Raw genomic sequence first — 25,954 nt, 5'->3', positions numbered from 1 at the left:
TGTCCCCAACGCAACGGGACACCCTTTCTTTCTTGCAAGAAGGCAGGAACAAATCACTGCGGCGACACGATCTATCTATTGAATCTCTCAAAGAGAGACGATCTTTTGAGACCGCCTCTACCCAACCATTCCATATCGATTCAATTGAATCGGCAATCATCGTCTCCACACGCCCGCCCCTCTTCACCGAGAAGCTGCAGCGGCCGCGATTGTTCTTCCTCCCATACCTTCTCCAGCGCCCGCCGGAACACGTCAACCGGCTGGGCGCCGGAAATCGCATACTTCCCGTTGAAAACAAAAAACGGCACACCGCGGATGCCCAACGCCGCCGCTTCTTCCTCATCGCGGCGCACCTCTTGTGTGTAGCGGCCGCTGGCCAACACTTCTTCCGCTTCCGTCCGCTCAAGCCCGGCCGCTTCGGCGATCGCAAGCAGCACATTGCGGTCGCTGATTCGCTTCGACTCCGTGAAATACGCATAAAACAGCCGTTCCACCATGTCGTTCAGCTTCCCTTTTTCCTTGGCGTATTGCGCCAACCGGTGGGCGTCAAACGTGTTCGTCGGCTTCATCGTCTCAAAGCGGAACGTCAAGCCGACCGCCTCCGCCTGCCGGCCGATATCGGCGTTCGCCCGCTTCGCTTCTTCAAGCGAAATGCCGTATTTGTTGGCGATGATTTCGTGAATCGTCAACGGGGTCTCGTTTGGTGCGTTTGGATCGAGTTCAAAGCTGCGGAATACGATTTCAACGTTTTCCCGGTGCGGAAATGGCTCAAGCGCCTGTTCCAAGCGACGTTTGCCGATATAGCAAAACGGGCAGACAAAATCGGACCATACTTCAATTTTCATGGCCATCCTCCTCTACTTTTGACGCGCTTCCCCTCCATTGTAGCCCATCGCTGGTCAAATGGCGAATGAAAGGCATGGGGGCGGACCCGCCCGCATACATTGTACTACCATGCTGTTGGGACAAGGAGGACAAAAACCGATGCATTCTCACGAACTAGGCGCTTTTCTATTGCGGATTGTCACCGGATTCATCTTTTTCGCCCATGGGTGGGTGAAATGGCAACGGGGGCTTGAGGCGGCAACGGATTCGTTTGTTGCTATGGGCCTTCCCGGCTGGCTCGCCTACATCGTGACGATGGTGGAGCTTGCCGGCGGCTGGGCGATGATGCTTGGCCTTGGCACACGGCCGATTGCGGCGGTGTTTGTCATTATCATGGCCGGAGCCATCGCCACCGCCAAAGCCGACGCCGGTTTGCTTGGCAACGGACGGGAAACGGGCTATGAATTCAACCTCGCCTTGCTTGCAATGTCCGTATATTTGTGGCTGAACGGCAGCCGGCTTTGGTCGTTAGATGCGGTCATCGGACGGCCGCGGGGCTGAACAGCCGGCACGAAAACAGGTGTCCCGCATACCGAACGGGACACCTGTTTCTACTTGCCTTGTCCTTTTTCCACTGTCAGCTTGACGACGCGCTCACCGATGGCTTGAATCAATTCCGGCGGCATCGGGAAGCTGACTGCGGCCGGATCGGAGGCAACCGCCGGGATGGTGGCGGCAAATTGCTCCGCCGTGATCGGGTAGTCAGCAAAATCCCTTGGCAAGCCAATGTCGTCGCGCAGCTGGCGGATTCGTTCAATGGACTTCGCCAACAGCACATCGTCTCCTTGGCCGTGATCGTGAATGCCAAGCGCTTGAGCGAGCAGCTTCGCTTTCGGCAAATACAACTCCGGAATCGCTTCCATCACGACCGGCAGAAAGACAGCGTTCGCCAATCCGTGGGGAATGCGGAACATCGCTCCGTACGCATGGGCGAAATTGTGCACCGGAATAGCGTTTAAGGCAAAGCTGAACGCGGTGATGCCGAGCAGGCTCGCCTGCAGCATCTCCAAGCGGGCGCGGATGTTTCCGCCGTCGCGGACCGCTATCGGCAAGTAGTCGCGGATCAGGCGGATCGCCTGCAAGGCGCACGCATCGGTCATGGCGGTCGCCATCGGCGAGGCGAGCGCTTCAATGGCATGGGTGAGCGCGTCCATGCCGGTAAACGCCGTCACCTTCGGGGGAAGCCCTACCGTTAAATCAGGATCCAAAACGGCCACATCAGCATTGATAAACGGATTGATGATGTTCGTTTTCAAGCGCAGCTCTTCATTATAAATGACTGCGATCGGCGATACTTCCGACCCCGTGCCGGCCGTCGTCGGGATGGCGATGTGCGGAATCGGCATGAATTGCGCCTGCGGGAACGACTCGTACCGCAGCCCGCCTGGAATCGCCTCTTTAATGTCACGCAACCCTTTAAACAGGGCGTATTTCACCCCTTTGGCCGTATCGAGCACGCTGCCGCCGCCGACCGCCAACAAGGCGTCAGCTCCGATCTCGCGCGCATAGCGCACCGCTTCATTGACGCATTCGCTCTCCGCATCTTGGCGAATATCTAAAAAGATGCCGGCCAGCTCCGGTCCAACGCCGCGCGTTGTCAGCCGAAACAGATCGGCCACTTTCTCCACGACCCCAGCCTGCTCGAGTCCTCGGTCGGAAAGCAATAGCACCCGCTTAGCACCCAGCCCGCGGAACAAGTCCGGCACGAGCGCGCGGGCGTTCGATCCGGTGTAAATGGCGGTGCGCAGCCAAAAGTTCGCTAACGTCGTCATGTTCCTTCGTCCCCCTTTACTTTTTCATCATAGCGTGCAGGCGGGAAAACAGCACTTGATACCATTTCCGCTTTTCAAGCTCCGGCACCATTGATGTGTGCACATGCTTCAGCTGCGTGTAAGCATCAAGCGAATATTTGCCCATCTCGCGCCCGATGCCGCTTTGCTTGTAGCCGCCAAACGGCGCGTCATTGCGCAGCATATGCCAGTCATTGATCCAGACGACCCCAGCCTGCAGACGCCCGGCGATGGCGTACGCCTTGTTGACGTCGCGCGTCCAGACGCCGGCCGCCAGCCCGTAGATCGTATCGTTGGCCATCGCCACTGCCTCTTCCACGTCATGATAGCGGATGATCGACAACACTGGACCGAAAATCTCTTCTTGGGCGATTTTCATGTCATTCGTGACATTCGAAAAAATCGTCGGCGCGACAAAATGGCCGCCTTCACAGCCGGGCACTTCGACTTCATGACCTCCGCATACAATGGTCGCACCTTCTTGCTTGCCGGCTTCAATATAGACATCTATCGATTTCCATTGGCGTCGAACAGCCGGTCATCATTGCCGGTTGGCGTCTGCCTGTTCAACGTATAGAAAGCCGTTTTTCGGCCTAGCCTCCCTCTCACCCGACATGTTCGCTTTCTTCGAGTCCAAACAGCTCGTCAAACGGTTTCTCCTGCGCTTTTTTCAACACTTCCATCCTCGCTGCCAGTTGGCGGGCGGTGAAATTCATGATGTCGGCATGGTGATCGGGGCCGAACATCGAATCGTGGGCCGCCGCTTCCAACCGCTTGGCCTTTTGGTAAAGCCGAAATGGAAACGAATCTTCCTGCAGCCCGCGGCTGCCTGTTGTAACCAACGGCTCGGCCCGCCGCACGGTCACCACTCCTTTTCTATTTTTTCTCGAACTCACTGGATATGATGCTTCTCCATCGATGATCATGGGGCAAGTTCATTTATGTAAGGGCTTACAAGAAAGGCCTTGTTACGAAAGGTAGGTCGTCATCTAAGAGGAAGATTGCACAAATGACTGGAGCGTTATGAATAGTCACTCATTTTCTCTCATTCTAGCAATCTTCTTTTCCTTTCGTCAACGAAAAGCGAATGACATTTTCCGACAATAATCGAGTAGGAGAGGGTGACTAACCCTCGTCCTCTCACACCACCGTACGTACCGTTCGGTATACGGCGGTTCCATTAAGTCTGACGCAGAGATTCATATCGTTGATAAAGACTCTTCAGCCCTTGGCTCTCCCAATAGGAGTTGCCAAGGGCTTTATGCAGGATGGGACTGGCGGCCACTCTCCAATATTTCTTCCGAGTGTTTCCCCATTCATATGCTTTCTGCTTGGGCACTCCTAAACTTTGCAGTTTTCGGACTCTGGTTCTCGGAAGTTTCCACTCTTTCCATTGGCACATGCGCAGCCTTCGTCGAATCCATCCATCTAGTTCTTTGAACACACTTGGGGTCTCTGCTAGCGAAAAGTATCCACACCATCCCAGAATGTATTGATTGAGCTGTTCGATTCGTTCGGGCATGGGAATCGGTTTCGATCGGCTCGTCATGGTGCGTATCCTTTGCTTCATGCGCCGAATGCTTTCCTTTGCAATTCGGATTTTTGGCTCCTTACTTGGGGTGAAGCTAAAACCGAGGAATTTTCTCCTCCACGGACGATCCACTGCCGATTTGGTTTCGTTGACTTTCAGCCGAAGTTTCTTTTCGATGAATGCCGTGATCGATTTCATCACCCGTTCCCCGGCCTTCTTCGTCCTTACGTAGATATTGCAGTCATCCGCATACCGTACAAACTTGTGCCCTCGTTTTTCCAATTCTTTGTCCAGCTCATCCAGGAGAATGTTGGACAGGAGTGGACTGAGCGGCCCTCCTTGTGGAGTCCCCTCTTGTGTTTCCATGACCACCCCGTTGATCATGACCCCTGCCTGTAGATACTTCCGTATCAACTTTAGGAGGATTTTGTCTGGAATTCGTTTCGCTAATATCCCCATCAGTTTGTCATGGTTGACTCGATCAAAGAACTTTTCCAAGTCGATATCTACCACCCATGTATATCCTTCCTGAATATACTGCTTCGCCTTTTTCACCGCGTCGTGTCCTCTTCGACCGGGACGAAACCCGTAGCTGTGTTCCGAAAAGGATGGGTCAAAGATCGGCGTGAGCACTTGGGCGATGGCCTGTTGGATGAACCGGTCTGTCACGGTCGGGATTCCTAGTAACCTGACTCCTCCGTTCGGTTTCGGGATTTCGACCCGTCGGACCGGGCAAGGTTCGTAGGTCCCTTCTTCTAAAGCGTGCCGTATCGCGTCCCAATGTTCCACGAGGTGTCTTCGCAGGTCTTTGACGGACATTCCATCGGTTCCATGGGACCCTTTATTCTTTTCCACTTGTTTGAGTGCTCGCAGGAGATTCTCCCGTGACAATACCTGTTTCATCCACATTCCGATTCTTCCTCTCTACGTGAACGGTCCGTTCTATTTGTGCCATCTTCTTCTCCACCCTCTTGAGGTTCCCCATGGACTTCACCATTTCCCCCTCAAGCAGGCCCTTTCGGGTTATCTGCTTCATCAAAGAAGATGAACGCCTAGTGGCCGTTCTCCTTCATGGTTCGGTCCTTCCCCTTCTATCTTAAGCTAGACGGGTACTATGACCTCTGCTGACTTCTGTCCGTTCAGCGTTGGATCGCTCCAACGGTTGCCAAGCGCACTTGGCTTCCCGGACAGACCTCCCCGGGTAAGAGTGCAGTCTTTCCTTCCATCCATCTGCTTCATTTACTCGGTATCACCTTCGGCAGAAAGGGCTTCGTTTTGTCGTGCAAACTCACCCAATGATACCCAGCCTCCTATGAAGTTCGTGTTCCTCAGACCGGAAGTTTGCCGCCCGCTTCCTTCAGATTCTGCGTCGCCGCAGACACCCTTGCGTTAAGCTAACTGCTACTTCTGCCTTCGCAGTTCGGGACTTTCACCCTATAGACTGCACCCATGCCGGGCGCACACGGTGAAAAAACACCGCCTGCTGTCAGCAGACGGCGTTTCGGTCAGACCCGCACTTTTCCGTATTCTTTCCGCAGTTCGCTCGCAATGATGTTGCGCTGGATTTCCGAGGTGCCTTCGTAAATTTTCGTAATGCGGGCATCGCGGAAGTAACGTTCGATCGGGTAATCTTTCATGTAGCCGAGGCCGCCGTGGATTTGCACGGCCATGTCAGCGATTTTGTTGTACACCTCCGAGCCGAACAGTTTGGCGATGGCCGCTTCTTTGACGACGCGCATCTTTTGGTCGACCATCCAGGCGACGCGGTAAACGGTTGAGCGCAGCACTTCGATCAACATGCTCATTTCCGCCAGCATATGCTGGATCGCTTGCTGCTCGATGATCGGCTTGCCGAACTGCTCACGCTGTTCGGCGTATTCCATGCAGTATTCCAAGAGGCGGATGCACGAACCGAGGTTGCGGGCGGCGAGACCCGCGCGGCCGTTGGCGAGGATTTTGAGAGCGTTGACATATCCCTCGCCTTCTTTTCCGAGCACGTTTTCGACCGGCACTTCCAAGTTGTCAAAAAACAGCTCGGCTGAATGCGATCCGCGCAGTCCCATTTTCCGCTCGACATTACCGACGATAAAGCCGGGGAAATCTTTTTCCACAATAAACGAGGTAATGCCTTTCGGGCCTTTTGACGGATCGGTGACCGCCATCACCGTAAACACGTGGGCGTCGACAGCATTCGTAATGTAATGCTTCGAGCCGTTAATGATGTAGCGGTCGCCTTTGCGGACGGCGGTCGTTTTAATCGCGGCGGCGTTCGAGCCGGCGCTCGGCTCGGTTAAGGCAAAGGCGCCGATCCATTCGCCCGTCGCCATCTTTGGCAAATAGCGCTGCTTTTGTTCTTCCGTGCCGAGCTCCACAATGCCGACCGTGCCAATGCCTGTATGGGCGCCAATTAGCGTCGTATAGCCGTTATGCGTTTTGCCGAGTTCCTCGTAAATAGCGCATTTGCCGACCATCGACAAGCCAAGGCCGCCGTATTCTTCTGGGATGCTTAAGCCGAACAGCCCCATGGCTTTCGATTTTTCAATAATATCTTCTGGAATGTGGTCGTTTTCTTCAATGTCCATGGCCACCGGTTCCACGACTTCTTTCACAAATTTGCGGACGTTTTCTTTTAAAAATTCAATCTCGGCTGGCAACGTAAAATCCATCTTCTTCCCCTCCCCGTGATTCGATTCCATATTTTTGCGCCTTGCGCACAAGGGTCGACGCATCGACACCCAACAGCTTCGCCGCCCGCCGATACGTGCGCGCATGATGAAGCGCTTTGATGATGAGCTGGCGCTCGACGTCCGCCACCGCTTGTTTGAGCGGAACGACCTCGCTGACTGACACCGGATCGGCAGCCGTCGGCGGCTCAAGATGAAGCCATTTGGCCACGTGATCTTCGTCGACGACGGGCGCGGCAGACGTTACAAACATGCGCTCAATGGCGTTGACGAGCTCGCGGACGTTGCCAGGCCAATGGTAGTCCATCATCATCGCAAGCGCCCTGTCGGTGAACACGAGCTGTTTTTGATACTTTTTAGCAAACCGCTTTCGATAATGGTCGACCAACAGCGGGATGTCTTCCTTCCGGTCGCGCAGCGGCGGAATGGCGATCGGCATGACGTTCAGCCGGTAAAACAAATCAGCTCTGAACCGCCCGGCGGCGACCAGCTCTTCAAGCGGTTTGTTCGTTGCGGCGATGATGCGGACATCGATCCGTTTGGGCGCCTCAGCCCCCAAGCGCATAATTTCCATCGACTGAAGCACACGAAGGAGTTTTACTTGCAGGTGGAGCGGGATTTCGCTAATTTCATCGAGAAAAATCGTCCCGCCATCCGCCTGTTCAAAGTAACCCTTTTTTCCTTTTTTCGCCGCACCGGTGAACGCCCCGGGCTCATAGCCGAACAGCTCGGACTCCATCAGCGTCTCCGGAATCGCCCCGCAGTTTACCTTCACAAACGGACGGCCGCTGCGCGCGCTCTGCTTCCAGATGAAGTTCGCTAACTCTTCCTTTCCGACGCCCGACTCTCCGGTTAAAAGCACGGTGACATCCACGGCCGCCGCCTGGCGGGCAATGGCGATCACATGCGCCATCGCCGGCGCCCGGTAAATAAGGTCAGCGCCTTCCTGCCGGCTTAACGTATGAAGGAGCCGTTTTGTCTCCTCAAGTTCGGCGCGAAGCTGCTCCATCTCGGTCATGTCTTTGACGTACACGACAACCCGATCGCCCCGGCCGCCTTCCTCGATGATCGGCACGGCGGAGACGATCAGCGTATTGCCGGTTTCCGCGCCTTGATGGAGCATGGAGCACGGCTGGCAGCGGTCAAGCGCCTGGCGCACAACTTGGTCGAGCGGAGCGGGGATGCGCCCTTGTCCCGCATCCGGGAACAGCGCGGCCCATTTTTGATTTTGCCGGGTGATCGCCCCATTGCGATCCGCGATGGCGATGCCGTCGGTTGCTGCATCCATCACCGTCTGCAGCTCATTGGCAATGCGCTTCACCGTCTCAAGCTCGCTCGAGATGAATTCAATCTCGGAAATGTCTTGAAATACTCCGACCGCCCCCACAACTTTTCCATCGTCGACGATCGGCGACCGGTTCGTAATATAGACGCGCTTGCCGACGCGGTACTTTTCCGTACACCCTTGGCCGGTGCGCACGACATCGAGCAGGCCGGACGGCACGACGACATCGGTCAACAACCGCCCGAGCGCTTCTTCCTTCGTCGTCCGCGCCATCCGTTCCGCGGCCGGATTGATCGAGGTAATGCGCCCTTTTGCATCGATCGACAAAATGCCGTTATGGGCGGCGTTGAACATAGCCTCCAGCTGTTTTAAGCGAAGACGGGACGCCTTTGCCTGCGCCGCCAAATACTGCTCTTTTGTCAATAGACCGGCCAGGCGGCCGCTCTCATCAACAACGGCGCGGAGCAGACTGCCGCCAAACGCGACCTCCTCAAGGCGCGCATGGACCGGAAGTGGCTGCGGCGGCCGCATCACCTCACGAACCGTTTTGCGCCCCTGCACGAGGCCAAACAGCACGTCCTCGGCCGCCACCACCCCGACCATTTCTCCTTCACTGTCGCATGCGATGGCCCCGGCCATCCCTTGCTTGGCCAACGTGCGGGCCGCCTGCTCAAGGGAATCGCTTTCCCAAACAGCAGCGGTTGTTTTCCACATGATGTCTTCTATCGTCATCCCCCATCCCCCTGTCTCGCCTTCACTTTGTTTGGAAAAGCAAACTGCGTGCCAACAAATCAAGCGTCTAATTATTCAGAAAAATGAATCTCCATTCTCCATCGTATCAAACCTTCCGTTGCAAAACAACAACGACTTGTTGCAAAAACGCAACAAACCTGCAGAATGTGTTGTGTTTTTGCCATTCAGACAGCCGGAATCGTTGCGTTTTCGCAACAGCATGGCGCTAGACAACTGCGGGGCAAAGGGCCGGGCTTTCTGAGGCCGCACCGGCCGTATGTCGGTCAGGTTGCAGCGTGGGATGCAGCGATAGGCCTGCGAAATATAGTCCGGGGTTCTCTTAACAGCGGGGCTGTGGCGGCCGCATACCTTGTCCATCCTGTTCTCCTTCTTTTTTCCATCATAAAACTTGTTTTTTCGATGAGAAAATTCATTGTCTTTTTTAAGAATTTCGTTATAATAAAGATTGTTAATGATAGTGATTTTCATTTTCTTAGTCCAAAAGGAGGTGGCCGCATGGTTCGCTTGTATGCCGAGGAGCTCACCGTCCGCTATGACGACCGGACGATTTTCGAACGTTTGTCCGTCCGCATTCCCGATCGGCAAATCACCGCCATCATCGGGCCGAACGGGTGCGGCAAGTCAACGCTGCTCAAGACGTTGACGCGCATCATTTCCCCGCAATCGGGCGCGGTCATTTTAGACGGCCAAGCGATTTCCCAGCAACCGACGAAAGAGCTGGCGAAAAAAATGGCCATTTTGCCGCAGACGCCGGAAGCGACAAGCGGACTGACCGTCGGGGAACTCGTCTCGTACGGCCGCTTTCCGTATCAAAAAGGATTCGGACGGCTGACAAAGCGGGATTATGAAGCGATTGACTGGGCGCTTGACGTCACCAAAACGGCCGACTTAAAGCACCGGCCGGTCGATGCGCTCTCGGGCGGACAGCGGCAGCGCGTCTGGATCGCCATGGCGCTCGCCCAAGAGACCGACATCATCTTTTTAGACGAGCCGACGACGTATTTGGACATCGCCCATCAGCTTGAGGTGCTCGAGCTGCTTGAACGGCTGAACCAAGAAGAAGGGCGGACGATCGTCATGGTGCTTCATGACATCAACCAGGCGGCCCGCTTTGCCGACTATATCATCGCCATGAAAGCAGGAGCCATCATCAAGTCCGGGCGGAGCGAAGACGTTATCTGCCGCGAAGTGCTCCGTGACGTGTTTGGCATCGACGCCGACATCGGCCGCGACCCGCGGACGAACAAACCAATTTGCTTCACTTATCAATTGCTCAAGGAGGCTTAATTCATCATGAGGAAAACATGGCTTGCACTGCTGCTGATGTTCGCGCTTGTGCTAAGCGCATGCGGCAACACCAATAACGGAAAAAAAGAGGACAACGCGTCATCTTCCAAAAATGAAAAGGAGACGGTCACCTTCCAATCGGAAAACGGCCCAGTCGAAATTCCCGCCCATCCGAAACGAATTGTCGCTCTATGGGGAGCTCCTTATATCGTGGCGTTTGGAGTGCCGGTGGTCGGAGCGGATGCCTGGTCCAAAGCAAGTCCCGTTCTGCAGGACAAGCTGAAAGATGCCGAAACGGTCAGCGAAGATGATATTGAAAAAATCATTTCATTAAAACCGGACTTAATTGTCGGATTATCGACAACGAAAAATATCGACAAATTGAACAAAATCGCGCCGACGATCACCTTTACATATGAAAAATACAACTACCGCGATTTAATCTTGCAATACGCCAAGCTCGTCAATAAAGAAGACGAAGCAAAAAAATGGATTAAAGACTTCCAACAACGGGCACAGGAAGCTGGAAAGCAAATTCGGGCGAAAATCGGCGAAAACGCGACGGTGACCGTTGCCGAGAATTTCGGCAAACAGCTGTACGTGTATGGACAAAACTGGGGACGCGGCACGGAAATTTTATATCAAGAAATGAAACTGAAAATGCCGAAAGCGGTTGAAGAGCACGCGCTAAAACCAGGGTATTACGCCGTTTCGCTTGAAGCGCTGCCGCAATTTGTCGGCGACTATCTCATCTTCTGCAAGTACACGGAAGGCGACAGCGACACTTCTTTCATGGAAACGAACACATTCAAAAACATCCCTGCGGTGAAAAACGGCCGCATGTTTGTCGCGGATTCAAAAGCATTCTACTTTAACGACCCGATCACACTCGAGTACCAGCTCGATTTCTTTAAAAAGCACTTTTTAGGTCAATGACCTTGACGACGGGGCGTCCAACCATGGATGTCCCGTCTGTTTCGTATACACAACAAGGAGGAGAGAGACGATGGAAGAGATGCAGCGCCGTTTGCCGTTTCGCTACACCTTTCCGCTATCCGTCCTCATCTTGGCCGCCGTTTGGTTCAGCTCCATGGCCATCGGCGTAGCGGACACCACTTGGCGTGACGTATGGCAAGCCCTGTTTTCCGATCAGGAGGGCAAGACGTTTGATCTCATCCGAGAATTGCGCATTCCGCGCGAGACAGCGGCAGCAGCTGTCGGCGCTGGCCTCGCCGTCGCCGGAGCGATCATGCAAGGAATGACGCGCAATCCGCTCGCTGATCCGGGGCTTCTTGGCCTCACGGCGGGAGCGAACGCGGCGCTGGCCGCCACCCTTGCCTTTTTCCCTTCAGCCGGCTATATCGCCATCACCTTCGCTTGCTTGGCCGGTTCTGCTGCAGGGGCGGGGATGGTCTTTGGCATCGGCGCCGCCCGCAAAGGAGGGTTTTCACCGCTTCGCATCGTCTTGGCCGGTTCAGCGGTCTCGGCGCTTTTGTTCGCCATCGCCGAAGGAATTGGGCTTTATTTCCATATTTCCAAAGACGTGTCAATGTGGACGTCAGGCGGAGTCGCTGGTGTCTCCTGGAAACAGCTGACGGTGATGATCCCGCTCGTTCTTATTGGTTTAGGCATCGCCGTTGCGTTTTCACGCCAATTGACCATTTTGAGTCTAAGCGAAGATGTGGCTGTCGGGGTTGGGCAGAAAACGTCCGTCGTCAAGGCTTGGTTGTTTTTCGTCGTGTTTTTGTTGACGGGGGCCTCGGTGTCCATTGCCGGCAACATCACCTTTATCGGCCTGATGATTCCCCACCTCGTAAGGGCAATCGCCGGGGCCGATTATCGCTTTGTCATCCCTCTGTCCGCCGCCATTGGCGCTAGCGCCATGGTCATGGCTGACACGGCCGCGCGCACGATTTACGCGCCGTTTGAAACACCGGTAGCCGCCATCATTGCGGTCATCGGCCTGCCCTTTTTCCTATTCGTCGTGCGGAGAAAAGGGAGGGGATGGGAATGAGAACACGCATGACATCGGTGTTAGGATGGCTCGCTTTGCTCATTCTTGCCACGGTTGCAGTGGCGTTGGGCACAGGCGAAGCGCCGCTCTCATACGGCCGCATCATCCCGACGCTGATCGGCAACGGTTCGATGCAAGAAGAGTTCATCTTGTTTTCGCTTCGCTTGCCGCGCATCGTGATCACCTTGCTAGCGGGGATGGCGCTTGCTTTGTCGGGTGCGATTTTGCAAAGCATTACCCGCAATGACTTGGCCGACCCAGGCGTGCTCGGAATCAACGCTGGGGCTGGAGCGGGCGTGGCCTTATTCTTTTTATTTTTCCCGATCGACGCCGGCACCTTTGTGTACGCCATTCCGCTTGTTGCGTTCGTGAGTGGCTTGTTGACGGCCGCCGTCATTTATGCCATTTCCTATAACAGAACAGCAGGACTCCAGCCTGTGTCATTTGTGCTCACAGGCGTCGGGGTGTCGATGGCGCTCTCCGGGCTGATGATCGTGCTCATTTCTTCCACCGACCGGACAAAAGTCGATTTCATTGCCAAATGGCTCGCCGGCAACATCTGGGGGGATGATTGGCCATTTATTTGGGCCGTGCTGCCGTGGCTGGCGGCCGGCGCATTGGCGGCATTGTACCGAGCCAAGAGCCTCAATATTTTACATTTGGGCGACGCCGTCTCAATTGGCGTCGGCGTCCACGTCCGCCGCGAGCGGCTCGTGCTGATGGCAGCGGCCGTCGCCGTCGCTTCCACCGCCGTCTCCGTAACCGGGGGCATCTCCTTTATCGGCTTAATGGCGCCGCATATCGCCAAGTTGATCGTTGGCCCGCGGCATGAGCGTGTCATTCCGGCCTCCATGCTTATTGGCGGATGGTTGCTGCTTGCGGCTGACACGATCGGGCGCAACGTTCTCGCCGAGCCGCTTCCGGCCGGCGTCATCGTCTCCTTGATCGGCGCCCCATATTTCATTTACTTGTTGCTAAAACGCTGACCGATCCGCTTCCGATCAACGGCGGCAGCGGTCATTTTCACAATCAAGGCCGCAAAAAAGGCGCCGGCATCAAGACATCCGGCGTCTTTTCCATAGGCGGACAGCGGCAACGGTGATGATCAGGCCGATGATGACATACACTACCTCGGCATACATTCCAATCACCTCGGACACTTTCCCCCACGACTGGCCAAGCGCTGCGCCGATCGAAACGAGCGCCGTATTCCAAATCAATGTGCCGAGCACGGACAGCCAGACAAACAGTCCGATATTCATCTTCGCCATGCCCGCCGGGATGGAAATCAAGCTGCGCACCAACGGAATCATGCGGCCAAGAAAGACGGCCCATACCCCATAACGGTGAAACGTCCGGTTCGCCTTGGCGATGTCTTCCGGCTTCACCCGCAGCCATCTCCCCCAACGGTCGACGATCCGCTCGAGCCGTTCAACCGACAACAGCCGGCCAATTCCGTACAGCACCAATGCCCCGGCAACCGAACCGGCGGTCGCCGCCGCAATGACGCCGGGCACCGTCAAAGACGTGTACGTCGTCATAAACCCGCCAAACGGCAAAATGACTTCCGACGGAATCGGTGGAAAAATGTTTTCCAGCGCGATGATCAGAAAAATGCCGATATAGCCGAATTGTTCCATTACATTCGTGATCCACGCCTGCATGGCGCCATTCTCTCCCTTCCGCCCGGCTCATTGTATGTATGCATGTCTCTTTCCTCATTAATGTATGTATATGATATGGTAGTACAAAAAAAGATCCTTTGCAAAAAAGAAAAGCAGCTTGCTTTCGCTCTCCCTTCGATATCACCGGCTTCATCGGCGTCCCGCAAACGAAAGGCCGCCCACCCCCAAGCAGATGAGGATGGACGGCGCGCCCCCCTTGCAACAACCCTTCCATGATTATACCCAACCACGATAGCGAGCTGCTTCTGCTGTTTGGCGCAGCCCGATCATGTACGCCGCCATGCGCATATCCACACGGCGCGATTCCGCCAATTCATAGACGCGATGAAACGCGCTCGTCAATTTCTCTTTCAACTTCTCGACGACTTCCTCTTCCGTCCAATAATAGCCTTGGTTGTTTTGCACCCATTCAAAATAGGAAACCGTCACCCCGCCAGCGCTCGCCAGCACATCAGGCACCAATAGCACGCCCCGCTCCGTCAAGATTTTGGTCGCTTCCAGCGTCGTCGGGCCGTTGGCCGCCTCGACCACAATTTTAGCGCGAATATTCGCGGCATTGTCACGCGTAATTTGATTCGCTACCGCGGCCGGAACTAAAATATCACACTCTTTTTCCAGCAGCTCTTGATTGGTGATGACATTCTCAAACAGCGTTGTCACCGTGCCAAAACTGTCGCGGCGATCCAACAAATACGGAATATCCAGTCCGTTCGGGTCATACAACGCGCCATACGCATCGGAAATGCCAATGACGCGAGCTCCAGCTTCATGCAAAAACTTGGCCAAAAAGCTGCCTGCATTGCCGAATCCTTGAATAATGACCCGCGCCCCCTGCAACTCAATTCCCGCTTTTTTCGCTGCTTCTTCGATGCAAATCGTGACACCGAGCGCCGTCGCTTTTTCCCGACCTTGGGAGCCGCCGAGCACAAGCGGCTTGCCGGTGATAAAGCCAGGCGAGTCAAATTCGCGGATGCGGCTATACTCATCCATCATCACGCCATGATTTGCGAGTTGGTAAACACGTCCGGCGCCGGGATATCTTTGGATGGCCCCACGATCTGGCTGATCGCCCGCACATAGCCGCGGCTGAGCCGCTCCAGCTCACCCATCGACATGTTCCGCGGGTCGCAGACGATGCCACCTTTGCCGCCGCCATACGGCAAACCGACAATTCCGGCTTTGATCGTCATCCACATCGACAGCGCCTTCACTTCTTCCTCGGTGACATCCGGATGAAAACGAATGCCTCCCTTGGTCGGCCCTACGGCATCGCTATGCTGGGCGCGGTAGCCGGTAAACACTTTCACCGTTCCGTCATCCATACGGACGGGAATGCGTACGGTAAGGACGCGCAATGGTTCTTTGAGCAGCTCATACATCTCCTCACCGTAGCCGAGTTTGGCCAGCGCCGCTTTGATCACACGCTGGGTGGAGAGAAACATATTTTCTTCCATCGTCTCATTCGCCTCTTTGACTCGATTTATGGACGGGACAAGACATTGGCAATCCGTTCAAACGCCCAATCCAATTCCTCTTTCGTAATGATGAGCGGCGGTGCGAAACGAATGACCGTCTCATGCGTTTCCTTGCAAAGCAATCCTTGCTCTTTCAGCGCTTCGCAATACGGACGCGCCGGCACATGCAGCTCGACGCCGATAAATAAGCCGCGGCCGCGGATTTCTTTCATATCGGCGTTTCGGATTTGTTTTAGTTTCGAAAGGAAGTATTCGCCAAGCTCAAGCGACCGCTCCGCCAGCCGCTCTTCTTCGATCACCTCAAGCGCCGCGATCGACACCGCGCAGGCGAGCGGATTGCCGCCAAACGTCGATCCGTGCGAGCCGGGTTCAAACACCGACAAAATGTCGCGGTTGGCGACGACGCACGAAATCGGGAACACCCCGCCGCCCAATGCTTTCCCTAAAATATACATGTCAGGCACAACATCTTCCCAGTCGCAAGCAAACAACTTCCCCGTCCGTCCTAGCCCGGTTTGGATTTCATCGGCGATGAACAACACGTTGTGTTCTTTGCACACGTCATAGGCCGCTTTTAAAAAGCCTTGCGGCGGGATGCGGATGCCGGCTTCCCCTTGGATTGGTTCAAGGAGAAACGCTGCCGTATTTGGGGTCAGCGCCGCTTTTAGCGCTTCAATATCGCCGTACGGAATGATTTTCACCCCGGGCAACAGCGGACCAAAACCGCGTTTATAGGCCGGTTCGGACGACAACGACACCGCGGCGAGCGTCCGGCCATGGAAATTGCCTTCACAAACGACGATTTCCGCCTGATTGTCAGGGACGCCTTTCACGTCATACGCCCAGCGGCGCGCCGCCTTGAGCGCCGTTTCCACCGCCTCGGCGCCCGTGTTCATCGGCAGCACCATCTCTTTTTTCGTCAACCGGCACACTTTTTCGTACCACGGGCCGAGCTGGTCGTTATGGAACGCGCGCGATGTGAGCGTCACCCGATCGGCTTGCTTTTTCAACGCTTCAATAATCTTCGGATGGCGATGGCCTTGGTTGACAGCGGAATAAGCGCTTAACATGTCCATATAGCGGTTGCCCTCTGGGTCTTTCACCCATACCCCTTCCGCTTCCGAAATGACAATCGGCAATGGATGATAATTTCGCGCCCCGTATCGCTCCGTCTGTTCAATCAGCTGTTCGGACTTCGTAGCCATCATCAACCGCTCCTTTCCTTATCTGCGTTTCTTCGCTATAAAAGGGCGGACGCCGCCGCCCTTTTTTGGTTTAAAACATTTCCGACACCGTTTTCGCTTGCATATGGAGGATCAAATAGTCCGGGCCGCCCGCTTTCGAGTCAGTACCTGACATGTTGAAGCCGCCAAACGGCTGATACCCGACGATCGCCCCTGTGCAGCCGCGGTTGAAGTACAAGTTGCCGACATGGAACTCGTGCCGCGCTTTTTCAAGATTCGCCCGATTGCGCGAGATGACGGCTCCTGTCAGACCGTATTCGGTGTTGTTCGCAATCTCAAGCGCATGGTCAAAGTCGCGCGCTTTCGCAAACGCCACGACCGGTCCGAAAATTTCCTCCTGCATGATGCGCGCGTTCGGGTCAACATCCGCAAACACGGTCGGCTGGATGAAGAACCCTTTCGAGTCGTCTCCTTCCCCGCCGGTCATGAGACGGCCTTCCTGCTTGCCGATTTCGATGTACTCCATAATTTTGTTGTACGCCCCTTGGTCGATGACAGGCCCCATAAACGTCGCTTGCTCCGCCGGATCGCCGACGTTGAGCTGCTTCGTCAGCTCGACAACGCGATTCAACACTTGGTCATACACATCTTCGACGATAATGGCGCGCGAGCACGCCGAGCATTTTTGCCCAGAGTAGCCAAACGCCGACGCCACGATCGATTGCGCCGCCAGTTCGAGGTCCGCTTCTTTATCGACAATGATGCCGTCTTTGCCGCCCATTTCCGCGATGACGCGCTTTAGCCAAATTTGCCCTGGGTGCACTTTCGCCGCCCGCTCATAAATGCGGATGCCGACATCCCGCGATCCGGTGAAGCTGATAAATCGTGTGCGCGGATGGTCGACGAGATAATCCCCGACTTCGGCTCCGCTGCCCGGAATATAGTTCAACACACCAGCCGGAAGCCCCGCTTCTTCCAACACTTCCACAAATTTATACGCCACGACCGGCGTCGCGCTCGCCGGTTTCAACAGCACCGTATTGCCCGTGACAAGCGAAGCGACCGTCGTTCCGGCCATAATGGCAAACGGGAAGTTCCACGGCGAAATGACAACCCCGACGCCAAGCGGAATGTAGAAAAACCGGTTCGTTTCCCCCGGACGGCTCTCAACCGGAATGCCGTCTTTCAGCTTCAGCATTTGCCGTCCGTAATATTCCATAAAGTCGATCGCTTCCGCGGTATCGGCGTCCGCTTCACGCCACGGTTTGCCCGCTTCTTTCACCAGCCAAGCGGAAAACTCGTGCTTGCGCCGGCGCACGATCGCCGCCGCCCGGAACAAAATATCGGCCCGCGCTTCCGGGCTCGTCCGGCTCCAAGTGCGGAACGCCTCATCAGCGGTTTTCATCGCCCGCTCCGCGAGCTCCTTGTTCGCTTTCGCCACCCGGCCGATGACTTCCGTTTTGTTCGCCGGATTGATCGAAATGATTTTGTCCTCCGTCATCACCCGCTCGCCGCCGATCACAAGCGGATAATCGCGCCCAAGCTCCGATTCCACTTTTTTGAGCGCTGCTAAAAACGCCTCGCGGTTTGCTTCCACGGTAAAATCTGTGAGCGGTTCGTGTCTGTACGGCTGCACCATTTCGTCATCCTCCTTTTTAAAGGCAAAAAAATTTTTCGTTATAAAACGGTTTCATAGTTATATTATGCAAATGATTATGGCTTTTTTCAATGATTTTTACTTGGCGGCCTTGAGCTCACCTTTTTCTGCGGCTAGGAGCTGAACCCGTTTTTTCGCCACAAGGTGGTAGTACCCATAACACGCAAGGAGAAACGGAATGCCGCAGTAAAGAGCGATCCGTTGATCTGGAATAAACGCCAGCCCGATGATCGTCGCCATATTCAACGCAAACGCCGCGAGCGGCACGAACGGATACAACGGCGTCCGGTATTTCAGATCGCGCACATCGCCGCCTTCACGCAAAAACGCTTTTCGTCCGAAATAGCTGGACAGCGCGATGGAAGCCCACACCGTGACGGCGCCAAAACCGGCGATCGCCGTCAGCCAAACATACACTGTATCTTCGGCGTAAATGCTGCACAAAAGCGACAAGCAGCCGATGGCAATGCTGGCAATAAGCGCGTTGATCGGCACGCCGCGTTTCGATAGCTTGCTGAAAAACGGACTGACCATGCCTTGGCGCGACATCGACCAGAGGACGCGCGACGTCGCGTATAACCCCGAGTTGGCCACCGACAGCACCGCCGTAATGATGACAAAATTCATGATATCGGCTGCATACGGAATGCCAAATGTTGTCAAACACCTCAACAAACGGGCTTTCCACAACGCCGGCTTTCTCCCACGGAAACAAGCCAGCCAGCACAAAAATGGCCAAAATGAAGAAAATTAAAATGCGCCATATGGTGTTGCGCAGCGCAACCGGCACCGTTTTTTCCGGCTCGCGGCTTTCCCCCGCCGCCACGCCGACCAATTCCGTCCCTTGGAACGAAAAGTTCACGAGGATCATCGTCGTAAAGATGGCCCAAAACCCGTTTGGAAACAATCCGCCATGATCAGTAAAATTCGAGAAAAACGGAGCGGGCTGTCCATTTTTCATCTGAATGACGCCAAACATGGCCGCCAGACCGAGAACAATAAAGGCGATGACCGTCAACACCTTAATGCTCGAAAACCAAAACTCCACCTCGCCAAATCCTTTGACAGACAAGGCGTTGATCAAAAACAAGAGCAAAGCGAAGACCGCACAAAACACCCACGTCGGTACATCGGGAAACCACCGCTTCATGAGGATGCTGACGGTGAGAAGCTCGATGCCGACTGTCACCGACCAGTTCAGCCATGACAGCCAGCCGATGCAATACCCTACCGCCGGCGAGATGAATTTTGTCGCATACGTCTGATACGACCCGGCATCAGGAATCCTCACGGCCAATTCTCCCAACGAAAGCATGGTCAAATACATGACCAATCCGCCAAAAAGATACGCAACGACGGCCCCGCCTGGCCCCGCCTCATGAATCGTATAACCCGATCCTAAAAACAAACCGGTGCCGATCACTCCACCTAGCGCGATCATAAATAAATGCCTGCTTTTTAGCTCTCGTTTCAGTTCTTGCACGGGTTGCATCCGAAAACTCTCCCCTCTCTATGATCGATTTCGCAACCGCTTACATTTTTATCAAACAAACAGAACCCCCTTTTATGCAAAATTATTTTTCAATTTTTCGTGTATCACAACTTTATTATGAAGTTGTTTTTTTCTATTTTCAATATATTTAGCAAAAATTTTTTTCACATCTTTCTTTCCCTTCCCGTCTCCCATCCACCTTATGCTATAATACAAAAAAGAGAGGTGCTGATCGTGAACCGGGATATGGAAACGCTTTTATCGATGTATGAGCAAATTCTCGAACTGATCGACCTTGGCGTCCATGCCGTCGATCAACATGGGAAAACCGTCATTTACAACCGGAAAATGCGGGACATCGAGGGTATGAACATCGAGGACGTGCTCGATAAAAACATTTTGGACGTCTTCCGCTTCAACCCGGAGCAGCCGAGCACATTGCTTGAAGCGCTGCGCACCGGTGAAAGCATTCTGAACAAGCAGCAAACGTATTTCAATAATAAAGGACAAGCCGTGACAACGGTCAATCAAACACACCCGCTGCAAAAAGACGGGCGCATCATCGGCGCCGTGGAAATCGCCAAAGACATCACGAAGTTCCGCAAACTGATCCAAGAACACCACCAACGCAAGGAAGCCAGCCGCACGTTTGCCGATATCATCAGCCAAAGCGAAGCGATGCAAAAGGCCATCCGCCTTGCGCGTCATGCCGCCCGCTCGGAAGCGCCTGTGCTGCTCATTGGGGAGAAAGGGACAGGAAAAGACTTGCTCGCTTCCTGCATTCACCATGAAAGCGAACGGCGGGCCAAGCCGTTTTTTGCGCAAACGTGCCTGTCGCTTCCGGATGATTGGATGGAAACGATGCTGTTTGGCAGCGAAGAAGGCGGCGAGATCCAGCCCGGTTTGTTTGAACAAGCGGACGGCGGCACTGTGCTGCTTGACGATATCGACTCGTTAAGCCTGCCGCTTCAACAAAAACTTGCCCGTTTCCTGCAAGAAAAACAGTTTGTCCGCGCCCATGGCCAAAAACCGGTTCGTGCGGACGTTCGCCTTATCGCCTCGACAAGCGGAGACCCGATCGATGCCGTCCAAGCAGGGGAATTGCTCAAATCGCTTTACTACCAAATTGCCGTCCACTGCATCGTCCTGCCGCCGTTGCGCGAACGGAAAGAGGACATTTTGCCGCTCGCTATCCATTTCATCCGTCAAGGCAACGAGCGCTATGGCCTACATGTCGAAGGACTCGGCGATGACGTGCAAGAGGCGTTTCTTGCTTACAGCTGGCCCGGCAACGTGCGCGAACTGGAGGCCGTCATGTTGGAAACGATGGCGACGATGGAACAAGAACAAACCATCACCCTCGCCCATCTGCCTGCCCCTTTTCGAGCCAAGCTGGCGCCCGACGAAACGAAAACGGACTTTTTGTTCGATACGGAAGATATGTTGCCGCTTGACAAATACATGGAAGAAGTCGAAATTTACTACATCCGCAAGGCGCTGCAGCATCACGGCTTCAACATCACAAAAACGGCCAAAGCGCTCGGCTTAAGCCGACAAAACTTGCAATACCGCATCCGCAAGTACCAGATTGATAAGGAATGGGGATAAGCTGCAGTTGGCGATCGTACGGCCAAAAGGACAGGGGAGGTCGCTGTGGATGATCGACGCTCATCTTCATCTCGATCAGTACACGGACATCGAGGAACAAATCAACCGTTGGCAAGAAGCGGGCATCATCGGCGTCGTCGCCGTCTCCACCGATTTGCGCTCAAGCCACCGAACGCTCGAGTTGAAACAGCGATTCCCTTCCTTCGTCTACGCCGCCATCGGTTTTCATCCCGAGCAACCGCTGCCAAGCGCAGCCGATTGGAACGAATGGACAGAGCTTGTCAAACAAGAGCGGCCGCTGCTCGCCGCCATCGGCGAAGTCGGGCTGCCATACTATTCAGCGGAAGCATGCGCCAAGCTGCCCGCGTATCAAGAACGATTAACCGAAATCGCGGCCATCGCCGCGGATGCCTCCTTGCCGCTCGTTCTTCACGCCGTCTACGACCGCGCCCAAACCGCCTTGGCCATCTTGCAGCAAGCTGGCGTCCGACAAGCCCATTTCCACTGGCTGAAGGCCGAGCCTGCCGTGGTCAAACAAATCATCGAGTACGGCTACTACATCTCCGTCACGCCGGAAGTGTGCTACCGCGAGCGCGACAAGCAGCTGTTATCCCTCGTTCCCATCGAGCAGCTGCTCCTTGAAACGGATGGCCCATGGCCGTTTGCAGGCCCGTTTGCCGGAAAACTGACGACCCCGTTATGGCTATTGGACTCCGCGCGAGCCGTGGCGGCACACTATGGCCGAGATATCGAACAAGTCAAAGCCGTCATCACTGCGAACACGAAACAGCTTTACGGTGCGGCCGACCGTGTAGTATGATGAAACCAATTCCAAATCCATACCGAAATGAGGGGAAATGATGGATCATCATGAGCGAGTGCGCCAACAGCTGATCAAAAGCGTTTCCGGGCTGTCGGACGAACAGCTGAACACCCGGGCGGCGGACGGAAGTTGGACGATTGCCCAAGTGCTCGAACACCTGTACTTAATCGAAACATCGATCGCAGCCATGATCGCCCATACAGTAAAGCATGGCGAGAGCCAGCCGGTTGAGGAAAAACCGATCCACTTGACCGTTGACCGTTCCAAAAAAGTGGAGGCGCCTGATTTCGCCCGCCCGGACAACCGCTTTTTCACTCGACACGAACTGGAAGAAAAATTGCATCAATCGCGGCAGCGGTTGCGCCAAATCACGGAGCAAGCCAATCCGGCTGACTTGGAAGCCAAATCGTTCCCGCATCCCATTTTTGGGCCACTGAATTTGAAGCAATGGGTGGAATTTGTCGGCTACCATGAACAGCGCCACCTCGCGCAAATTGAAGAAATCAAGGCACAGCTTCCGTGAGGAGCGGGCGGCTCATCAAGGAAAAAGCCGAGCAACGACCAGCCAAATCCCCGCCCTGCTCGGCTTACAACGATTTTCCATCTTCATGTGAACGCTCCACTGCCCCTGTCACAGCCATTGTTTTCACTTGCTTTAACGTCGCCACGATGAGAAAACTGACAATAACGAGCAAACACCACGAACTCACCTTCCCAAGATGAACAAGGCTCCACGCCTTCGCCTGGTTTGGATATTGCCAAGCGCCAAAAAAGGTGGCGATGTTTTCCGCGATCCAGATGAAAAACCCGATCAGCAAAAACGACAAAACAAGCGGCATCCGGTAGCGGACTCCCCCGACCTCATACGTCACCCATGACCGCCAAAAGACAAGCATGACGAGGCTTGAGAGCCACCAACGAACGTCCACCCAATAATGGTGGGTGAAAAAATTCAAGTAAATCGCCGAAGCGAGAGGAACGACCATCCAAAACGGCGGCCATTGCACCAACTCCACCTTCAGCCTTCGCCACGCCTGGCAAAGATAGCTGGCGACGCTCGCATACATAAAACCGCTGTACAAGGGCACGCCAAAGATTTTCGTATACCCCTCTTCCGGATACGACCACGAACCCATGCGCACTTTAAACAGCTCGAGCGCAAGTCCAATGACGTGGAACAAGGTGATCACTTTGAGTTCATCCCGCGTTTCCATCCCTGACCGCACCATCCACCATTGCATGAGCAGGCAAATAACAAGCAGCCAATCATACCGCGGCAATAGCGGAAGCGGCGCGATCTTCGTCAGCGCCAATGAGGCAAAAATGACCACTGGAAACACGCAAGATTGCGCCTGCGCCCAACCGAAGCGAACAAGCTGCACAAACGCTTTGATGAGCCGCGATGTTCTGCCAAACTGGCGCCCCCGGACGATCATGAGGCAAAGCAGTGGGTATTCGTTCACCGCTGCCTCGTGTTTTTCCCCTTTCAAGCCGTCTCCTCCCTACTCACGGATTTGACTCCCCTTCATCACTTCGATACTCCAAAATGTCCCCGGGCTGGCAATCGAGCGCCTTGCAAATGGCTTCGAGCGTCGAGAAACGGATCGCCTTCGCCTTCCCGTTTTTCAAGATCGACAAATTCGCCATCGTGATCCCGACTCTCTCCGACAGCTCGGTGACGCTCATCTTCCGCTTCGCCAACATGACATCAAGATTCACGATAATCGGCATGTCATCCACCTCAAATGGTCAACTCATTTTCTTGTTTGATTTCAATCGCCTGCTGCAGCAGCTTTTGCAAAACCGCGGCGAACACAGCGATGACAAGCGACGCAAACGGCACAATCAGACCGACGAAAATGACACCCGGAGCGTCGTCTTTCTCGGCGAACAAGTAAAACAGCGGCAAGACAAGCAAATGCAGCCCGCTGATGGCGACGGCGCAATGTTTGATCGTCTTTAACGCTTTCACCGACGCCTCGGAAAACGCGTCGTTTCGGTCAATATACACTAACAACCGGAACGCCTGATACAAAGCGAAGTAGAACGGCAGCGCGGACGCCTCAAACACAACATAAACAAAATACTTGATCGAAGGGAATGTCGGCACGAGCTTGGCAGCCACCTTCGCAAGCGCAGGCACCAAAAATACGCACAATGCCAAAACCGGAAGGCCGATCAACACTAAAGACGCCTTCAAAAACAACGTTTCCCGTTTCATCGAAACACCTCACTGACTCGTTTTCGACTTTATTGTAATGAATGTCTTATCGTTTATCAATAAATAATTGTTGATTTAAATTAAATTTTTTCTGCAAAACAACAAAAAGAAAAGGCGTCCCCACATGGGAACGCCCGACCATACCTATTGAGACAACAGGCACACCGTATTCACTTCCACGCCGCCTTTTCCTATATTTTGGTCTATCCAAACGTGTTTACCGAAACAACCGCACTCCCCGCGATTTACTCGTTTTTCATCGTGTGAATATCAATGACAAACCGATACCGGACATCCGAGGCCAGAACGCGCTCCCATGCTTGATCGATCTCGTCGGCGGAAATGACCTCAATCTCCGGAGCGATGCCGTGTTCCGCGCAAAACTCCAGCATCTCCTGCGTTTCGCGAATGCCTCCGATCATCGACCCAGCGAACGACCGGCGCTGCGGGATGAGCGAGAAAACGTTCAAAGACAGTGACTCAGCAGGTGCACCAACGTTGACCAGCGTTCCATCGAGCGCCAGCAGCGAAAGGTAATCGTCCAACTGAATCGGCGCACTGACCGTATTGATGATCAAATCAAAATAACCCGCGAGCTTCATAAACGTCTCGGGATCGCTTGTGGCATAGTAATGATCGGCCCCAAGGCGCAGCCCGTCTTCTTTTTTCTTCAACGTTTGCGATAACACCGTCACTTCCGCCCCCATGGCACGGGCGAATTTCACCGCCATATGACCCAGTCCGCCAAGCCCGACCACCGCCACCTTTTTCCCAGGGCCGGCCTGCCAATGGCGGAGCGGCGAATACGTCGTGATTCCTGCGCACAACAGCGGAGCGGCGACATCCAGGGTGATGCTGTCGGGAATGCGGAGGACAAAATCTTCATGAACGACGATGTGGGTGGAGTAGCCGCCTTGCGTATATTGTCCATATTTATCGATAGCCGCATATGTGCCGACCATGTCCGCACAGTACTGCTCCTCTCCCCTGCGGCACGGTTCACACTCACGGCACGAATCAACCATGCACCCGACGCCGACGCGGTCGCCGACCGAAAACTTCGTCACCGCTGAACCGACTTGCGCGACAACCCCTGCGATTTCATGACCAGGAACAAGCGGATATTGCACCGGCCCCCACTCGCCGCGGGCTGTATGAATGTCCGAATGGCAAATGCCTGCGTATTGAATCTCAATGAGAACATCATGGGGCTGAAGATCGCGACGCTCAATCACTGTTGGTTGGAACGATCCTTCCGGGCTAAAGACAGCACGTGCTTTGGCAGTAATCATTCCAAAACCTCCTCCTGAATATCAATCAACATCTGTTCATCATTATAAACACGATCCATCCGCTTTCAATAGTTAAAACAAAGAGATTTGTTGCAAATTCAACAAATCAGAAGGAACTGTCAATCATCTCGGGTGAGCAATGAATGCAACGAATGTGAACATCGACATTTTCAATGAAAGCGTTCATTAATCAACAAATCACCTTCAATTCACTATTGAAGATTCGCCATTCCATTTTATAATCATGTAACAGAAGTCGATGAACCATAGTGACATACTCCCACCACC

Annotated in this window: 22 protein-coding genes and 3 pseudogenes; 8 read left to right on the top strand and 17 right to left on the bottom strand. The window is 54.4% G+C overall.

Features of this window, described 5'->3' with window-relative positions:
• Window positions 1-140: 140 nt before the first annotated feature.
• Complete coding sequence (locus I656_RS09540) at window positions 141-845, bottom strand: DsbA family oxidoreductase (protein ID WP_033005329.1); 705 nt, start codon at window positions 843-845, stop codon at window positions 141-143.
• 139 nt (window positions 846-984) lie between these two features.
• Between I656_RS09540 and I656_RS09545 the strand changes: the two genes are divergently transcribed.
• Complete coding sequence (locus tag I656_RS09545) at window positions 985-1,386, top strand: DoxX family protein (protein WP_033005326.1); 402 nt, start codon at window positions 985-987, stop codon at window positions 1,384-1,386.
• 50 nt (window positions 1,387-1,436) lie between these two features.
• Here I656_RS09545 and I656_RS09550 read toward each other — a convergent pair whose 3' ends face one another.
• The 7 genes and pseudogenes from I656_RS09550 to I656_RS0115295 form a co-directional block, all read right to left on the bottom strand.
• Window positions 1,437-2,657 carry an iron-containing alcohol dehydrogenase gene (locus I656_RS09550; protein ID WP_020754702.1) on the bottom strand — a complete coding sequence of 407 codons (1,221 nt, stop codon included), beginning with the start codon at window positions 2,655-2,657 and terminating at the stop codon, window positions 1,437-1,439.
• Between the two features lie 16 nt (window positions 2,658-2,673).
• A pseudogene (locus tag I656_RS09555) lies at window positions 2,674-3,189 on the bottom strand (aldehyde dehydrogenase); the annotation flags it as partial.
• Window positions 3,190-3,280: 91 nt separating this feature from the next.
• A complete protein-coding gene (locus tag I656_RS0115300; RefSeq protein WP_033005325.1) occupies window positions 3,281-3,535 on the bottom strand; it encodes a hypothetical protein in 255 nt (84 codons plus the stop codon).
• A gap of 320 nt (window positions 3,536-3,855) precedes the next feature.
• The gene (gene ltrA / locus I656_RS09560) at window positions 3,856-5,115 is read right to left on the bottom strand and encodes a group II intron reverse transcriptase/maturase (protein WP_020754699.1); all 1,260 of its coding nucleotides are present in this window, start codon (window positions 5,113-5,115) and stop codon (window positions 3,856-3,858) included.
• A 596-nt stretch (window positions 5,116-5,711) separates the two neighbouring features.
• Window positions 5,712-6,872 (bottom strand): acyl-CoA dehydrogenase family protein, encoded by a 1,161-nt coding sequence (locus I656_RS09565; RefSeq protein ID WP_033005322.1) that lies wholly within the window; start codon window positions 6,870-6,872, stop codon window positions 5,712-5,714.
• Window positions 6,844-8,907, bottom strand: a complete 2,064-nt coding sequence (locus I656_RS09570; RefSeq protein ID WP_033005319.1) for a sigma-54-dependent Fis family transcriptional regulator — start codon at window positions 8,905-8,907, stop codon at window positions 6,844-6,846. Before I656_RS09570 ends, I656_RS09565 begins: the two co-directional genes overlap by 29 nt.
• A gap of 75 nt (window positions 8,908-8,982) precedes the next feature.
• Window positions 8,983-9,396, bottom strand: coding sequence for a hypothetical protein (locus I656_RS0115295; RefSeq protein ID WP_235048610.1), 414 nt, complete (start codon window positions 9,394-9,396; stop codon window positions 8,983-8,985).
• A 27-nt stretch (window positions 9,397-9,423) separates the two neighbouring features.
• Between I656_RS0115295 and I656_RS09575 the strand changes: the two genes are divergently transcribed.
• The 4 genes from I656_RS09575 to I656_RS09590 all read left to right on the top strand — a co-directional run bounded on the left by I656_RS09575 (window position 9,424) and on the right by I656_RS09590 (window position 13,215).
• Window positions 9,424-10,215 (top strand): ABC transporter ATP-binding protein, encoded by a 792-nt coding sequence (locus I656_RS09575; RefSeq protein WP_033005316.1) that lies wholly within the window; start codon window positions 9,424-9,426, stop codon window positions 10,213-10,215.
• A 6-nt stretch (window positions 10,216-10,221) separates the two neighbouring features.
• Entirely contained in the window at window positions 10,222-11,151 is a 930-nt protein-coding gene (locus I656_RS09580) for an iron-hydroxamate ABC transporter substrate-binding protein (RefSeq protein ID WP_020754694.1), read from the top strand.
• A gap of 70 nt (window positions 11,152-11,221) precedes the next feature.
• Window positions 11,222-12,229, top strand: coding sequence for an iron ABC transporter permease (locus I656_RS09585; RefSeq protein ID WP_020754693.1), 1,008 nt, complete (start codon window positions 11,222-11,224; stop codon window positions 12,227-12,229).
• Entirely contained in the window at window positions 12,226-13,215 is a 990-nt protein-coding gene (locus I656_RS09590) for an iron ABC transporter permease (protein ID WP_033005315.1), read from the top strand. Before I656_RS09585 ends, I656_RS09590 begins: the two co-directional genes overlap by 4 nt.
• Before the next feature lie 69 nt (window positions 13,216-13,284).
• Here the strand turns inward: I656_RS09590 and I656_RS09595 are convergent, their stop codons facing one another.
• From I656_RS09595 to I656_RS0115285, 5 genes and pseudogenes are all read right to left on the bottom strand, one after another.
• Complete coding sequence (locus tag I656_RS09595; RefSeq protein ID WP_020754691.1) at window positions 13,285-13,893, bottom strand: DedA family protein; 609 nt, start codon at window positions 13,891-13,893, stop codon at window positions 13,285-13,287.
• A gap of 237 nt (window positions 13,894-14,130) precedes the next feature.
• Window positions 14,131-15,368, bottom strand: a pseudogene (locus I656_RS0115290) (Glu/Leu/Phe/Val dehydrogenase).
• A gap of 26 nt (window positions 15,369-15,394) precedes the next feature.
• Window positions 15,395-16,594, bottom strand: a complete 1,200-nt coding sequence (locus I656_RS09600; RefSeq protein ID WP_033005314.1) for an ornithine--oxo-acid transaminase — start codon at window positions 16,592-16,594, stop codon at window positions 15,395-15,397.
• A 70-nt stretch (window positions 16,595-16,664) separates the two neighbouring features.
• Window positions 16,665-18,212 carry an L-glutamate gamma-semialdehyde dehydrogenase gene (gene pruA, locus I656_RS09605; protein ID WP_020754687.1) on the bottom strand — a complete coding sequence of 516 codons (1,548 nt, stop codon included), beginning with the start codon at window positions 18,210-18,212 and terminating at the stop codon, window positions 16,665-16,667.
• 96 nt (window positions 18,213-18,308) lie between these two features.
• A pseudogene (locus I656_RS0115285) lies at window positions 18,309-19,722 on the bottom strand (amino acid permease).
• A 234-nt stretch (window positions 19,723-19,956) separates the two neighbouring features.
• Here I656_RS0115285 and I656_RS09610 point away from each other — a divergent pair.
• Genes I656_RS09610 through I656_RS09620 form a run of 3 tightly spaced genes read left to right on the top strand, consistent with a single transcriptional unit; the run spans window position 19,957 to window position 22,676 of the window.
• Window positions 19,957-21,330 (top strand): sigma-54-dependent Fis family transcriptional regulator, encoded by a 1,374-nt coding sequence (locus I656_RS09610; protein WP_033005340.1) that lies wholly within the window; start codon window positions 19,957-19,959, stop codon window positions 21,328-21,330.
• Window positions 21,331-21,379: 49 nt separating this feature from the next.
• A complete protein-coding gene (locus tag I656_RS09615; RefSeq protein ID WP_033005313.1) occupies window positions 21,380-22,150 on the top strand; it encodes a TatD family hydrolase in 771 nt (256 codons plus the stop codon).
• 40 nt (window positions 22,151-22,190) lie between these two features.
• On the top strand, window positions 22,191-22,676 hold the full coding sequence (locus I656_RS09620; RefSeq protein ID WP_033005311.1) for a DinB family protein: 486 nt from the start codon (window positions 22,191-22,193) through the stop codon (window positions 22,674-22,676).
• A 64-nt stretch (window positions 22,677-22,740) separates the two neighbouring features.
• On the opposite strand, the gene I656_RS09625 is transcribed toward I656_RS09620, so the two are convergent.
• The 4 genes from I656_RS09625 to I656_RS09640 all read right to left on the bottom strand — a co-directional run bounded on the left by I656_RS09625 (window position 22,741) and on the right by I656_RS09640 (window position 25,666).
• On the bottom strand, window positions 22,741-23,643 hold the full coding sequence (locus I656_RS09625) for a DUF817 domain-containing protein (protein WP_020754681.1): 903 nt from the start codon (window positions 23,641-23,643) through the stop codon (window positions 22,741-22,743).
• A gap of 16 nt (window positions 23,644-23,659) precedes the next feature.
• Window positions 23,660-23,884, bottom strand: coding sequence for a helix-turn-helix transcriptional regulator (locus tag I656_RS09630; protein ID WP_013144000.1), 225 nt, complete (start codon window positions 23,882-23,884; stop codon window positions 23,660-23,662).
• A 10-nt stretch (window positions 23,885-23,894) separates the two neighbouring features.
• On the bottom strand, window positions 23,895-24,374 hold the full coding sequence (locus tag I656_RS09635; protein ID WP_020754679.1) for a DUF2975 domain-containing protein: 480 nt from the start codon (window positions 24,372-24,374) through the stop codon (window positions 23,895-23,897).
• Between the two features lie 245 nt (window positions 24,375-24,619).
• A complete protein-coding gene (locus tag I656_RS09640; protein ID WP_020754677.1) occupies window positions 24,620-25,666 on the bottom strand; it encodes an NAD(P)-dependent alcohol dehydrogenase in 1,047 nt (348 codons plus the stop codon).
• Window positions 25,667-25,954 lie beyond the last annotated feature (288 nt).

It is taken from the genome of Geobacillus sp. WSUCF1 (assembly GCF_000422025.1).
Classification (GTDB): domain Bacteria; phylum Bacillota; class Bacilli; order Bacillales; family Anoxybacillaceae; genus Geobacillus; species Geobacillus zalihae.
Note: the sequence above shows the minus strand (reverse complement) of the source record. Positions and strands in the feature narration are given on the sequence as shown.